General features: G+C 54.9%; 10 protein-coding genes. 4 read left to right on the forward strand and 6 right to left on the reverse strand.

Annotation, left to right across the window (positions count from 1 at the left end):
• The first annotated feature begins 157 nt into the window (after positions 1 to 157).
• From WC598_RS04440 to WC598_RS04450, 3 genes are all read left to right on the forward strand, one after another.
• Positions 158 to 2,065, forward strand: coding sequence for a PT domain-containing protein (locus WC598_RS04440; protein ID WP_372960262.1), 1,908 nt, complete (start codon positions 158 to 160; stop codon positions 2,063 to 2,065).
• 478 nt (positions 2,066 to 2,543) lie between these two features.
• A complete protein-coding gene (locus WC598_RS04445) occupies positions 2,544 to 4,229 on the forward strand; it encodes a LytS/YhcK type 5TM receptor domain-containing protein (protein ID WP_372960263.1) in 1,686 nt (561 codons plus the stop codon).
• 93 nt (positions 4,230 to 4,322) lie between these two features.
• Positions 4,323 to 4,505, forward strand: coding sequence for a hypothetical protein (locus WC598_RS04450; protein ID WP_372960264.1), 183 nt, complete (start codon positions 4,323 to 4,325; stop codon positions 4,503 to 4,505).
• Between the two features lie 11 nt (positions 4,506 to 4,516).
• Here the strand turns inward: WC598_RS04450 and WC598_RS04455 are convergent, their stop codons facing one another.
• The 5 genes from WC598_RS04455 to WC598_RS04475 all read right to left on the reverse strand — a co-directional run bounded on the left by WC598_RS04455 (position 4,517) and on the right by WC598_RS04475 (position 11,730).
• Complete coding sequence (locus WC598_RS04455) at positions 4,517 to 5,032, reverse strand: hypothetical protein (protein WP_372960265.1); 516 nt, start codon at positions 5,030 to 5,032, stop codon at positions 4,517 to 4,519.
• Positions 5,033 to 5,422: 390 nt separating this feature from the next.
• The gene (locus WC598_RS04460) at positions 5,423 to 6,295 is read right to left on the reverse strand and encodes an A/G-specific adenine glycosylase (RefSeq protein ID WP_372960266.1); all 873 of its coding nucleotides are present in this window, start codon (positions 6,293 to 6,295) and stop codon (positions 5,423 to 5,425) included.
• A gap of 166 nt (positions 6,296 to 6,461) precedes the next feature.
• Positions 6,462 to 8,264, reverse strand: coding sequence for a DNA mismatch repair endonuclease MutL (gene mutL / locus WC598_RS04465; protein WP_372960267.1), 1,803 nt, complete (start codon positions 8,262 to 8,264; stop codon positions 6,462 to 6,464).
• A gap of 2 nt (positions 8,265 to 8,266) precedes the next feature.
• A complete protein-coding gene (gene mutS / locus WC598_RS04470; protein ID WP_372960268.1) occupies positions 8,267 to 10,942 on the reverse strand; it encodes a DNA mismatch repair protein MutS in 2,676 nt (891 codons plus the stop codon).
• A 59-nt stretch (positions 10,943 to 11,001) separates the two neighbouring features.
• Complete coding sequence (locus tag WC598_RS04475; RefSeq protein ID WP_372960269.1) at positions 11,002 to 11,730, reverse strand: hypothetical protein; 729 nt, start codon at positions 11,728 to 11,730, stop codon at positions 11,002 to 11,004.
• Between the two features lie 146 nt (positions 11,731 to 11,876).
• On the opposite strand from WC598_RS04475, the gene WC598_RS04480 reads away from it, so the two are divergent.
• A complete protein-coding gene (locus WC598_RS04480; protein ID WP_372960270.1) occupies positions 11,877 to 14,006 on the forward strand; it encodes a thioredoxin domain-containing protein in 2,130 nt (709 codons plus the stop codon).
• A gap of 61 nt (positions 14,007 to 14,067) precedes the next feature.
• Here the strand turns inward: WC598_RS04480 and WC598_RS04485 are convergent, their stop codons facing one another.
• Positions 14,068 to 14,544 carry a pyridoxamine 5'-phosphate oxidase family protein gene (locus tag WC598_RS04485; RefSeq protein WP_372960271.1) on the reverse strand — a complete coding sequence of 159 codons (477 nt, stop codon included), beginning with the start codon at positions 14,542 to 14,544 and terminating at the stop codon, positions 14,068 to 14,070.
• Positions 14,545 to 14,614 lie beyond the last annotated feature (70 nt).

A 14,614-nucleotide genomic window follows, 5' to 3' on the forward strand; every position in this document is an offset into this window, starting at 1 on the left:
TTTTCCTGTATGAAATGAGGCCGGGTCACGATATTCTGATAGAGATAGCCTTGATCCATTTTCCCCGGAACAGTATGGAAATGATGTGGATCCCGTCATCCTGTTAACGAAGAAAAATAGCAAAACTGATGTATATTATTAAACAAAATTAGGTAGTATGGAAAAAATTCAGATTCAGTTCAACGAATCTGACTATAAAATTTATTTTGAATACTGTTACCGGTATTATCAGATCCATGATATCATCCGGAAAAAATCCATCCTGACATTTCTGGAGCTCTTCTGTAACGGGGTTCTTCCCGTGGAGGAAGAGGACATCACCCAGGCCCACCTCCAGCTCTTCCGGAAACACGATGAATTAAAGAAGGCCTCATATTTTGCTCCCGGAGATACGGCGCTTGCGCTCCAGGTCCGGTCCTGCGGGGACATCCTCATCTTCTGTAAAGACTTAGAGAAGATGTACCGTCTTTTTCTCAAACAGGGAATTACGGCAAATTATCTCATCATCCTCGGCACGTTCTCCAAAGTGATCGAAGAGGCGAAAAAAGGCCCACTCTCGGACCTGTTTGACTTTGATGCCCAGATGATCGAGTCGCTGGCCTCACCACTTGCAGAGATCATAAGGAAGAGACTGGGCAATGACCCCCCATGGCAATCCGTGCTCCATGAACTGACGGTTATCACAGCCCGGTTCAACCAGTTATCGACGGGCGTAAAATTCGATCTCGAACTGGTCAAAGTGGTTGCACCACCCGTTGTCTTCCATTTCACCACGGATGTGGATGCGGGCGAGATCCTCTCGGCAGTACCTGCATATTATGACGACAGCGAACTCGAAGAGTTCGAGACCCTCCTCAACCGGACCTATGACCTGTTCGAAAACGAACTGGATTCGAGCGTTGACTGGGAAAAGATAGCACAACCGCTCAATGCGATCCTTGCAAAAATAGCAGAACAGCGGGAACACCTGATCCGGGAACATTCGACTTCCGGCGATCGTTACCTGCTGGCACCCCATACGGATATACCATCTTTTGGGGAAGCGGCTCCCAGGGCCGGCGCACTCATAACCTCATTTACCGGCGTAGCACAGAAAAGCGGGCACAGGGTATTTGAGATCGATTTGAGCCGGGAGGGAACAACCCAGATCGATTCCCCGATAACGGTTTACCCTGCCACGGAAAATACGAATGCTCCTGCAATCGCCCCATTCCTGCCGATGATAATCGGGATCCTGGTAATCCTCTTGTTTATCTTCGGGACGGGTGTCCTTTCCGGGGCCTGGGATCCCAGTGCAACAGGAAATTCCTCGACCAGCGCATTCTATGCAAACGGAACCGCAATAACGAAAGGGGCGTCTGTCATTGCCACTACCGTAAAACCAACCGCCACGTCAACGGTCAAACCAACCGCAACGCCCACAGCCAAACCCACCGCTACACCAAATGCCACACCCACAATAAAAGCAACAACAGCCGTTCCAGTATCTTCGTCATATTCATCTGCGGATGTTGGCAACCATCTCGTTGAACTCGCGTTTGGCCCGGACACGAATGTTATTCAGAAACCGACGAAAGATCTTGTCTGGCTCTCCATTATGGGTGCTGACCGGCAAAGTGACGAGACGCTCATTGCAGACTTCATCAGCCAGTTCAATGATCTTTCCACGACAACAAAACTATCAACAAATCTCGACCTTACCAGTGAGGCTGACATCACCCTTGTCCTGCTCCCGGAGAGTTCATTGCAACAGATATACGTTGCCGGGACTACGAAAGTCTATAAAGATCCCTCCACCGGCACGATCTATGCCATCAAAACCGCTGGTAAAACCTATGTAAATTCCGATTTGAGGGGAAATGCCCGGTTGCGATGGGTTTTGCGTGCCGTTCTCATCAATCTTGGATTTGTTGGCGAGACAACCAAATATCCTGACAGCCTGTTCTATGCCAAGGCTACTGATGCATACGACTTAAACGAGATCGATCTCAAGGCACTGGAACTGATGTACGGTAAAAAAGTGAAGAATGGCATGACGAAAAGTGCCGTGAAAGCCCTTGTATAATCCCGGGGCACTCACCCGGGAGTTCCGCTTTTAACGAATCCGCTCAGGATCCTGAGGGAGATGAGCACCTCTTTTTTTGTCCGGCTCCTGTTCCCGGCGGTTTTTGTTGTGATGAAACGGGATGCGGGGATTTTTTCCCGGTACTGCACGAGTAACAAAACCACTCCGGATCATATCGGATGAGAAAAAAACCCGTGATGATCTATCTCAAAGAAAACCGTTACGGATCCTGTTCTTCCATGTGCTGGATCCAGCGGTGTACAGAACAGTTATTGAGCCAGCACCGGTCCATGAAGGATTGGCCAGTTGCCAGCCCGGGGATTATGCCGGTTAACAGAGCAGGAAAAGACAGGAATTACGTGAGGCGCATGCAGTTATCAGGGAGGAACTCGGTCGGAGGAATGGAATAATCGTTCATAGTTCGGCGATTGGTACTTTTCCTCAATACCTTTATCCTGTACCTCATACATCTCTTTACATGCCAGTAACCCTCTTCGGGGAATTTGTGCTCCTGTTCCAGATGGCCTGTGTCATCTTTCTTTTTGCCTATCTTTTCTCGAAGAGCAGGTTCTATACTCTTGTGCTGGAGCACCGGGCATCGGTTGCCCTCCAGGTCTTTCTCGCACTTGCCTTTGGTCTCCTCTCGGTGTATGGCATGAACAGCGGCATCACGTTTTATACGGCCAATGTGAACATCCGGGATTTCGGGCCCCTTGCTGCCGGTCTTGCCTGCGGACCCTATGTAGGACTCGGGGCCGGGATAATCGGGCTGGTTTATCGCCTCTCGGTGGGAGGAACAAATGTTTATGTTGTGGCGCTCGGGCCGCTTATCGCAGGGATTGCCGGCGGCCTTGTCTATTACTATAACAACCGGGACCTGGTATCGACAAAAAAAGCGATCATTATCACACTTTTCATAGAAACGTTCATCTCAGTAATAGCTCTTTTTGCCCGGATCCTTGATGGCAATTCTGTCGAGAAGGTGATGACGGTGACCGTCAACGTGGCAATTCCTATGATCATCATGACCAGCATCGCAGTCGGGGTCTTCTGCATCATCCTTCACAATGAGAAGAGCGAACGGCGTGTCCAGAAAGAGAAGATGCAACTCGAACTGGAAGTGGAGTCCCGCAAAAACCTTGATACGATCATCAACGCGATTGCCGATCCGGTCTTTGTCAAGGAACGGAACCACCGGCTGATCCTGGTGAATGATGGATTCTGCCGCATGTTCGGCCGCGCCCGTGAAGATATCATTGGAAAAACCTCCTATGACTTTTTCCCGGATGAGCAGTCACGGCAGTTTTTTGCGGACGATGATTCTGTGTTTGGCAGCCGGGCGCCCCATGAATCGGAAGCAACGATTGCGAATATGAACGGGCAGAAGTACACCATCATCCTTAAGAAAACCCATTACCTTGATTCATCCGGCCAGGTGTTCATTGTCGGCATCATACGGGATATCACCGAGCGGAAACGCATCGAGGTCGCGGTCCAGAACCTGAATAAAAAACTCACCATGCTCTCGACCATAACAAGGCACGACATCGTTAACCAGCTGCTGATCCTGATGGGGTACCTGAAATTTTCGCAGGCTTCCCTTCACGATCCGTCAAAGATGGAAGATTTCATAGGGCGGGAGATACGGGCTGCCCAGACTATCGAGCGTCAGATCGTCTTCACCCGCGATTACCAGGACCTTGGTACCAGCGTTCCCACGTGGCGAAATGTTCCGCAGCTCATTGCATCAGCAAAAAGCCAGTTGAATTTTACTGATAACATCAGGGTCTCGGTCCAGGTCCCGCAGGTTGAGATCTTTGCCGATGCGCTGATCGAGAAGGTGTTCTACAACCTCATGGAGAACTCGCTCCGCCACGGGGAGCATGTTACGGCAATAGCATTTGCGTTTGAAGATACCGATCGCGGGGCCCTGATTACCTACACGGACAACGGTACCGGGATCTCCCGTGAAGATAAACCGCATCTTTTCGAGCGCGGGTTTGGGAAAAATACCGGTCTTGGCCTCTTCCTCTCCCGGGAGATCCTTGCCATCACGGAAATATCGCTCGATGAGACCGGTGAGCCGGGGCAGGGAGTCCGGTTTGAGATCCGGATCCCCCGGGGGGAATACCGGTTTCCCCCGCCACAGAATGAAAAACACTGACCCTCCGCAGGGTCAATTCACTGCGCTTGCGGTTATTCTCCCGGCAATCTTTTTTCCTGCGGGGTTGTATAGTTCTACCAGGGTTGAATACGCATGGATAAGGCAACAAAATCAAAGCTGAGCATCGGGTTATTTGTTCTTGGGTTTGCGATGATCTTTGTTCAGGATTTGAAACGCCTGGATACGATCAATCTCGGTTTTACCTGGCCGTTTGCGATCATGTTTTACCTTGGCCTGATCTTTATGGCGGCGGGGTACTGGCTCAAACAGTCTTGACAGGTATCGGCTTATGGTAATTTTTGTTTGGGTTCATCATTCACACTGATTTTTATCTCGCATTGGCGATCACCTTCGCACATGGTCCGGACAAACCGTGCTGAATAGTTTTTATTGAGGTGCGGGACCGAGGTCAGGGTCAGCGCCATACATTTGCGGAATGTCCGCTCTCCTTCGGTTCGTATGGCCGTACCTTCTTCAATGAGCGGGCAGCGCTTCACAACAATAACTGCCCGGTCCTCGGATACTTTGATGCTCTCGCTCCGGAAGCCGGGGCCGAAGAGGAGGATCATGACGGTCCGCAGGGTCTCTGCAAGGTCGGTTGCATTGCCCACCGGGAGAGAGAGGGTATGGGCAATCGAGAAGACGGTGCGGGAGAGTTCCATCCAGATGACCTGCTCGATCTCATCATAGCGTTTTCCAACAATCTCCCGGAACGCTGCATCGTACAGGGCCGGGAGCCGGCTGGCATTTTCAGATGCGATCTTCCATTTCACTTCATCAGGAATCCTGTTGAGATCCGCCATAGGAAAAATCCCCGGTACTATAATCGTTGTATCACGATCCTGTCATATCAACTGTTTGGTAAGGGCCGAATGGTCCGATCCGGCTGCAGGGGAAACGAACCGGAACTGCGGGCCGGAAAATTGAAACCGAACTATGATGAGACGGTTGGTGGCACCCTGTTCCTGATTACCAGGAGCGACGACGCCCGAGACGGGGCGCCCCCGCGGAGGATCCGTGACCAGGAGAAAAATCCTATCACCGCCATGTGTCGGAGGGGGATGCAGGATGGCCCCCACATACCAACAATTTTCATGATCCGGGTGTGAACGCCCGTTCATGGGCGTTTCAACAGAGCCATTTTCCCAAAAATCGTACCTTTTTTGCCGTCCTTCGTATTCTGATAAAACAAATCAGGAAACAAGTCGGATCCGGTCACTCTCAAAAAGAATGAACCCGTCCCACACGAGGCCGGCAAGAATCTTCCGGATCCGTGCCGGGTCCTCTTTGAAGAATGCGAGAACCTGTTCCATAGTCAGCCCGCTCCCGGGCAGGAGGAGCCGGAGGATCTCGCCCCGGATCTTCCGGTCGGATCCCTCGAATGCGGATTGTTTTGTGTAATGCAGGCTGCGCCGGTTGGGGTTCTGGACGGTCTTCCTGAGATCCGTTCCAAGGTCCATGAGAGCCCAGTACCAGACCCGGGGATTTTCCTGGTACAACGCCCTTTCCACCAGCGGGAGGATCTCCCGGTCGCTGACCGTTGCAATATCCGAAAAGAAATAATGAATGAAGACCCGGCGGATGTTGGTCTCGATGAAGAGGACCGGCCGGTTGAACGCAAAGGCACAGATGGATGATGCGGTTGCCGGGCCGATGCCCGGAAATGTTGCAAGTACGGTCGGATCATCCGGGAGACTGCCGCCATATTCATCCATGACCCGTGCAGCACATTTCTGGAGGGCTATGGCCCGGCGGTTGTAGCCCATCCCCTGCCAGGCGGAAAGGATCTCCGAGAGGGGAGCACCTGCGAGGGTGGCAAAGTCCGTAAAGGCCGCAATGAAGGCCGGGAATCTGATGGTCACCCGCTCCACCTGGGTCTGCTGGAGCATGATCTCGGAGACGAGAATGGAGTAGGGATCCGTGTTCTCCCGCCACGGCATTTTCCGGCCATAATCCCGGTAATGATCGAGAACCATCTGCCGGAACCTTGCAACCCCGTCATCGGTTGTATCCCATACCGGAGAGAGGGGATTAGTATCCAGTATCATCTGATCGGTTTTTTTCATGGATGGACCTGAATTCTTCAAAAATTATCATGGGGTTATTCCTTTTGTGGTGGATCAACGGGAATAATAATGGTTCAGATGATGACATGACAAAAAAGAGTGCTCCCGTTGGGGATATCCAACGTGTTTCCATCCACTCGCGGAATCCAGAGATGCATCCGGAATCTCAAATCCGTTTGAACATGGCGTCGAGATCGGTGCGGGTGAACCGTATGATGGTGGGACGGCCGTGGGGACAGGTGTAGGGGTTTTCAGTCAGGCGCAGCTGGTCGAGGATCCGCTGGGACTGCTCCATGGTCAGCACCGTCCCGGCCTTGATTGCGCCCCGGCAGGCAATAATACGGGTGAGACGCTCCCGTCCTGTAACGGTCCGGGAGGGATCCGGCCGGACGAGATCGCTGATAACCTCGTCAAGAACGCCGGTATCCTCAGCCCGGCCAAGCACGACCGGGATTGCCCGGACAAGGAATGTGTCTTTCCCGAAATCCTCCAGGATAAATCCTTCCTGCGCAAGGGCAGGGATGAGGTCCCGGATAACTGCGGCATCGCGGGGTGTGCGGTTGAGGACAACCGGTGATATGAGTTCCTGGGACTGGTGTTCGCGGACAGAACGGCGCTGTACCTGCTCGTAGAGGATCCGCTCATGGGCAGCGTGCTGGTCGATGATGAAAAGCTCGTCCGTGCTGGTCCGGGCAAGGAGATAGATCCCCCCAAATTCACCGATAACGTTCATGAACGGAATTTTTGATGCGGTTGCAGGAGTCCGCGCCCCAACCGGCAGTTCGGTCTGCCGGAGGCGCTGATCCGAGGAGATTGTGCCGGGATGCGTTGATTCGAAAACGGCAGCTGGAACTGCAGAATCCTGCGGATACGCGGAAGATACCGGTTCGTCCGTTGATGGTATTAATGGCTCAAAGGCCGGTTCCTGAGTTCCTGCGGCCGGGATCAGGTTGTGGCTGAGCAGGGCCGTACTGACCGCTTCACGGACTGCATTACGAATCTCGTTCTCCCGTGAAAGGCGCACTTCCTTCTTGGTCGGGTGAACGTTTACATCGACAAGGGCCGTATCGATTGCGAGGGTGAGGAATGCAACCGGTATCCGATCCCTGGGAAGCAGGGTACCGTATCCCTCTTTTATTGCATTGCTGATGAGCGGGGAGGAGACAAACCGCTGATTGATGGCAACGATAAGGCGCGAGGTATCCTTGCGGGAGAGGGATGGCGGGGCAATGTACCCGCTGATGGTCATGAACGGGAGCGTGTGGCTGACCGGTATGAGTTCCTGTGCAAGATCGCTCCCGTAAATGCGGGCGATGGTATCGATCGCGTGAGCGGATCTGTCGGTCATGAGCTGTTCGCGCCCGTTGTGGAAGAGCCGGAATGAGACTGCCGGCCAGGCAAGGCAGATGCCCTCCAGGATCGTGTGGAGATGGGCAAGCTCGGTGTTGAGGCTTTTTAAGAATTTTTTCCGGGCGGGCGTATTGAAGAAGAGTTCCTCGACAAGGATTGTCGTGCCGGTGGGTGCTCCGGTTTCGTGCTGCTCCTGCAGTTTTCCGCCATAGACGACAATCTTTGTACCGGCCTCGGTGTCGCTGCCGCGGGGTTTTGTGATGAGGGTTACCCGGGATACCGCGGCTATGCTGGCAAGCGCTTCGCCCCGGAATCCGAGCGTCCTTATCTGGTTGAGATCCTCGATGGATGCGATCTTGCTCGTTGCATACTGCGTAAACGCGAGCAGGGCATCGGACGGAACCATCCCGCACCCGTCATCGGTTATACGGATTCCCGCAATCTCCCCTCCGGAGGATGTGATATCGATGCGGATCGTCCTGGCTTTGGCATCGATGGCGTTTTCGATGAGCTCCTTGACCACCGAGGCCGGCCGGTCCACGACCTCCCCGGCCGCTATCTTGTTGACGGTCGACGGGTCGAGCAGTCGTATGACGGGGCCGGGGTTCTCGTTCTTCATGGTCATCCTTTACGGGGGGAGAACGATTTTTTCAGTTCAGCAAGGGCTGTGAGGGCCTGGAGGGGCGTCATTTCGTCCGGGTTCAGACGCTCAAGCTCGTCAAGAGCCGGGTGGCGGGCAGCGGGTGTCCCTTCGGGGTCGTGATCGTCGACAAGCAGGATCTGCGTGTAGCGCTGGGGGCGGGCACCGGAAGGGGTCGGGCGGTTCTTGTCCTCATCGAGAAGTACTTCGGCCCTTTCGGTCACTTTCTTCGGTATGCCTGCAAGGCGTGCCACGTGGATACCGTAGCTCTTGTCGGTAGCACCGGGAATGAGCTTGCGCAGGAAGACCACGTCATCCTTTGTCTCCCGGACGGCAAAGTGGTAATTTTTTACCCGTTTGAGGCTCTCTTCCATGGCTATGAGCTCGTGAAAGTGCGTGGCAAAGAGGGTCTTTGGACCGGCGGTTGATTTCCCGTGCAGGAATTCAAGAACGGCTTTTGCAATCGAGCTGCCGTCCGCCGTGCTCGTGCCACGCCCGATCTCGTCGAGAATCACAAGGCTCCGGGGCGTGATATTGTTGAGGATGTTCGCGAGTTCGAGCATCTCGACAAAGAAGGTGCTCTGGCCGCTCGCAAGGTCATCGAACGCCCCTACGCGGGTGAAGATCCGGTCAAGTATCCCGATATTCGCGTGCCGGGCCGGGACAAAACTGCCGGCCTGCGCCATGATGCAGATGAGCGCAACCGAGCGCATGTACGTGGACTTACCAGCCATGTTGGCCCCGGTGATGATCATGATCTGCGTATCGCTTCCGGACAAGTCGGCATCGTTGGGGACAAATCCACCCGGGACACCCTGTTCCACCACGGGATGGCGCCCGTCACGGATAACGAGCGTGTCGGAATCGCTGAACTGCGGGCGGACATAATCCCGCGTCCGGGCAACTTCCGCAAGTGCCGAGGATACATCCAGTACCGCAATACCACCGGCAATAGCCTGGAGATGAGGGATCTCGTCCTGGAGTTTTGCAATGAGCCCGGTATAGAGTTCACGTTCGAGAGCAAGCACGCGCTCATCCGCATTTGTTATGAGGGCTTCTTTCTCCCGCAATTCAGGAAGGGTATACCGCTCGCCGGTTGCGGTTGTCTGCTTGCGCTCGTAGTGTGCGGGAACAAGGGCAAGGTTGGGGCGGGTAACGTCGATATAATAGCCGAAGATCCGGTTGTACCCGATCTTGAGCGACTTTATCCCGGTCTTCTCCCGCTCCGTGTTCTGGAGTTCGACAATCCAGTCCCTGCCCGTGTGGAGCACCCCGCGGATCTCGTCGAGCTTGTCTGAATAGCCGGGCCGGATAACACTCCCGTTCCGGGCAATGGCCGGGGGATCGTCCACAATGGCCTTCCGGATGAGATCGATAGTTTCCGGCATCTCGCAAATTGCGCCAAGGGCATTTCCGAGAAGGGCCGGCATCGCGGCATCGCGGTCATCCAGCGAGGACCGGAGGCCGGGGAGGGTCGATAAGGTTTCGGCAAGGGCGAGCAGGTCGCGGGGGCCGGCATTGCCGTACGCAATCCGGGCGGCAATCCGCTCGATATCCGCACAGCGGGCAAGGTGCGATAGGAGACATAGGCGCATGGTTGTGCGAGCTGCCAGGTACTCCACGGCATCCAGGCGCCGGTTTATTTCGGGAATGTCCGTGAGTGGACGGGAGATGTTCCGGCTCATGAGCCGGCTCCCCATCGGTGTTTTTGTCAGGTCGAGCGATGAGACGAGCGTTGCACCCCGGCTCCCGCCCCGGATGCTCTCTTTTATTTCGAGGTTGCGCAGCGTGATGGCATCGAGCATCATGCCCTGGGTGGAGGAGCGCATCGAGAGGCTGCTGATATGGGAAAGGGGCGAGAACTGCGTCTCCTGGGCATAGGAGAGGGCAGATCCGGCAGCCCCGATTGCAGCCGGGTATTCGTCGCAACCATAGCCGGCAAGCGATGCCACATGAAAATGCCCGGTCAGGCACCTGCGGGCCTGCTCTTCAACAAACGCGCTGTCCCGGAACGGTGTGACGACAACTCCCCGCTCCTGGAGGCATGCCCGGAGTTCCGGTCCGGACCCGAGGGGCACTATGCATTCGGCCGGGCGGTAGCGGGCAATCTCGGAGAGAATGTTCTGGAGGCCGACATCGTGTCCGATCCGGGCTGCAAAAAATTCCCCGGTCGAGATATCCAGAAGTGCCATGCCCCAGGACTTGTCTTTTGCATCCGGGCAGAGGGCCATGAGATAGGTTGCAGCCGGAGAGGAGAGCATCGAGGAATCGATGACCGTGCCCGGGGTGATCACCCGGACTATCTCCCGCTTCACGATCCCTTTTGCGGTTTTTGGATCTTCCACCTGGTCGCAGACGGCAACCTTGTAGCCCCGGCTAACCAGTTTTGCAATGTAACCATCCGCTGCGTGGTACGGAACACCTGCGAGTGGGACCCGGTTGTCCCCACTCTTGGATCGCGATGTCAGGACGATCTCGAGTTCGCGGGAGACCAGTTCGGCATCCTCATAAAAAGTCTCGTAAAAGTCACCGATCCGGAAGAATACTACCGTATCGTGGTACTTCTTCTTGAGGTCGCGGTACTGCTGCATGACGGGCGAGAGGCGCGGACCGCTATCGGAATCATTTGCTGAACCTTCCGGCTGTTCATGTACCATGGGTGCAGAAATGTAGCCTCCCGGAGCAATTAATACCGATCTGATCGATGCAGCCGGATTCAGCGGAGATGGTTATGGATGTAGACGGCAATCAGGGGCAGTGAGCAGGCGGCTGCAATGAGTCCAAAGGCAAGGCCGAGAGAAAAACCCATACCGATGACAGCGGTGATTTCCGAGAGCGCACCAACTGCCCAGGGAATGCCGCTCCAGAAGACCAGGGCACCGGCAAGCGCAAGAAGGAAGATGCCGACAGCTGCATTCCTGAGATCCTGCGGGCTCGGTCCAACCGAGAGGACGAGACTTATTGTCAGGTACAGGTAGATGAGGAACCACCAGTTCTGGTGGTAAATGAGATTTTTGAGAAAGAGATCAAGAATTATCGTACCCATCTGCTGGATTGCTGACGTGGAGAGCATCGTTGCGGGAAACGCGGGAAAGAGGCAGCCCAGATACGACGCAAAACACCAGGTTATTCCCGAGAGGACGAGCGGGATGCAGAAGAGCGGAGCAGTGGAGATGACAACATCGCCAAGCCACGGGAGAAGCGGACGGGCATACGTAACTGACCCGCCCTCTTCTGAGAAGAAGACAACCTTCTGGATTTTTGCGCCGGTAAGGATGCAACCGAGTATGTGGGAGCACTCGTGGAGAATAACGCCCGGGGCCCGGATGAGGTAATAGATTCCCCTCACCGGGATAACAGATGCCCATACCCGGTCGAGTGCTGTCGAGAGGAGCATCACGAGGATGCCAGTTGCAATAACAACGAGAAATGCTTCGGCCTGCATGGGAATCGGAGGATTACGTCAAAATATATTTTACGTTCTTCCTGCATTAAGTGCCGGTATCGCTCCCACCGTGTCCGGTAATCCGTATACGGGATAACGCTGTCTCATCTGGAAGACTCATTATCCCCTGCGGCCAAAGGAGACATATGCCCCCTGCCCAATATCCTGATCACAGGACCATTCCTGCTGCTCCGCCCAACCGGCTCGTCCGGGAGAAGAGCCCGTACCTTCTCCAGCACGCGTATAATTCGGTCAACTGGTACCCGTGGGGTGAAGAGGCATTTTCCCGGGCCGGGCGGGAGGATAAGCCGGTCTTTCTCTCGATCGGTTATGCCACCTGCCACTGGTGTCATGTCATGGCTCACGAATCCTTCGAGGATCCCGGTATTGCGGCGATCCTTAACCGGGATTTTGTCTGTATCAAGGTGGACCGGGAGGAGAGGCCGGATATCGACAGCGTATATATGGGGGTCTGCCAGATGATGACCGGCCAGGGCGGCTGGCCGCTCACGATCATCATGACTCCTGAGAAGAAGCCGTTCTTTGCCGGCACCTATTTCCCGCCGGAAACCCGGTTCGGGATGAATGGGCTTCCGGCGGTCCTTGCCCGGATCACCCGGCTCTGGAAGGAGCAGCGCGAAGCGCTTCTTGCCTCGGCCAATGAGATCTCTGATGCCGTTGTGTTGCAGCAGGACTTTCACTCTTTCGGGGATGCCGACGCTTCATTCATCACTGCCGGATATAATGCCCTTACCGCAGTGTTCGATCCCGTCAATGGCGGTTTTGGCAGGGCTCCGAAGTTCCCGTCCCCGCCAACTCTCCTCTTCCTTCTCCGTTATTACGCCCGGACAAAAGACAGAAACGCGCTCCGCATGGCAGAACAGACGCTTGACGCCATGCGGGGCAGCGGCATATACGATCATGTCGGGGGCGGGTTCCACCGGTACTCGGTCGACCAGAATTGGCGTATACCCCATTTCGAGAAGATGCTCTACGATCAGGCGCTTCTCTGTATGACCTATACGGAAGCAGCGCTCCTCACCGGCAACAAATCCTGGCGCAGGACAGCAGAAGAGATCATCACTTATATCCTGCGGGATCTGACCTGTCCCGAGGGAGCCTTCATTACGGCGGAAGATGCTGACAGCCCCGGGGGGGAGGGTGTATTCTATCTCTGGAAGAATGATGAGATTGAAGCCGTGCTGGGAAAACCAGATGCCCTGTTCGCAATGCAGGTGTTCGCCATTTCGCCATATGAAGACCGGATCCCCCCGGGACAGGATTCCGGGGCCGGGGTTCTCTATTGTCCCGGAAAACCGGAAAAACAGGCATGTGCCAAGGGCATTCCGGAACAAGAATTTGCCCGGCGTTTCGAATCGGTCAGATCCCGTCTCTTCGAGGCCCGCCTCAAACGGGAGCGGCCGTCCCGGGACGGGAAAGTTCTCGCAGACGGAAACGGTCTCTGTATCGCGGCGCTTGCCATTGCTTCGCGGGCATCCGGGGATGCCCGGTACCTGGCCGCCGCAGACAGGGCCATGGACCTCCTCCTCACCCGGATGCGTATGGCAGACGGGGGACTGTTCCACCGGTACCGGGATGGTGAGGCGGCCATTCCCGGGTTTGCCGATGACTATGCGTTTGTGATCCGAGCGCTCCTGGAACTGTACCTCTCAACGTTCAACCCGTCCCGGCTTTCGGAAGCGCTTGGGCTGCACCGGTATTTCCAAAACCATTTTTGGGATGAAACCAGCGGCGGGTTCTTTTCAACTGCCGACAATGCGGAGCATCTGCTTGTCCGGAAAAAGGAACTCTATGACGGGGTTGTACCCTCGTCCAATTCCATGGCGCTTGGAAACCTGGTCATCCTTTCCCTGCTGACCGGGGATCCGCACTATGAGAAGACTGCATCGGAACTGGCACGGGCCTTTTCCGGTGCGGTCAGTGTGGCTCCGTCAGCGTACACGGGTTTTCTCTCGTCCCTCGATCTGCTCGTGAACCCATCGACCCTCGTTGCCGTTGCCGGTTCCGGCCCGGAACAGACGCTTCCGCCTATGATCCGGGACCTGTGGGGCCACTACTTCCCTTCCGTGACCATCCTCTGGTGCCGGAATGACGATCCTGCATTGGTTCGCACGCGGGAAGAACTCATGCCCGTTACGAGGGGGCTCGTGGCAATCGGCGAAAAACCTGCTGCCTATGTCTGTTCCGGGCGTCGTTGCTCGTTGCCGGTTACCGATACTGAAAAACTGCTGGAACTGCTTCGTGGAAACTCATGAGCAAAACCCTCCGGTTTTCCGGATAGTTTTTATTTACAGTCTTTGATTAAAAGAAAAAAGGTCAGAGATTTTTCAAGGCAACCAGGTCTTTTACGCCCACCAGTTTCCAGACAAGGGATCGCTCCTCTTCTGCTATCGCAACCGGGGCATCCATGGGGGAATGGCCGAGCGCTGCAAGGATATTGCAAGAGAGGTTCCGCTCAACAATCAGGTCAACGAACTTTTCCCGGATGATCTTCTTCTCAATGGAATCGTGAACCTCCTCAAGATAGCCCTGCATGGTCACGAATGTGTAGGAAGAGAGATCTTTTGTATATTTCTCGATCTCGACCGATACATACGGGCTTTTCCGGAAATATTCGAGTTTCTTCCCGTACTTCGTTGAGAGGAAGTAGAGGAACGAGCCGTCGAAGACGTAGAGGAACGGGGCGATGTACGGGTACTTCTCACCCTGGAACGCGATCCTGCAGACGTAGCCTTTCTCGATCAGCTTGTCGTATTCCTGTTTTTCCATCCGCGGGATCTTGATGATCTCCATACAATCACAACAATCTGCATGACCAATAGAACCAGATAAACCTTGTTAAACTCTGCTCGAAAATCAGGGA

The organism is Methanoregula sp. (assembly GCF_041645475.1).
Taxonomy (GTDB): Archaea; Halobacteriota; Methanomicrobia; order Methanomicrobiales; family Methanospirillaceae; genus Methanoregula.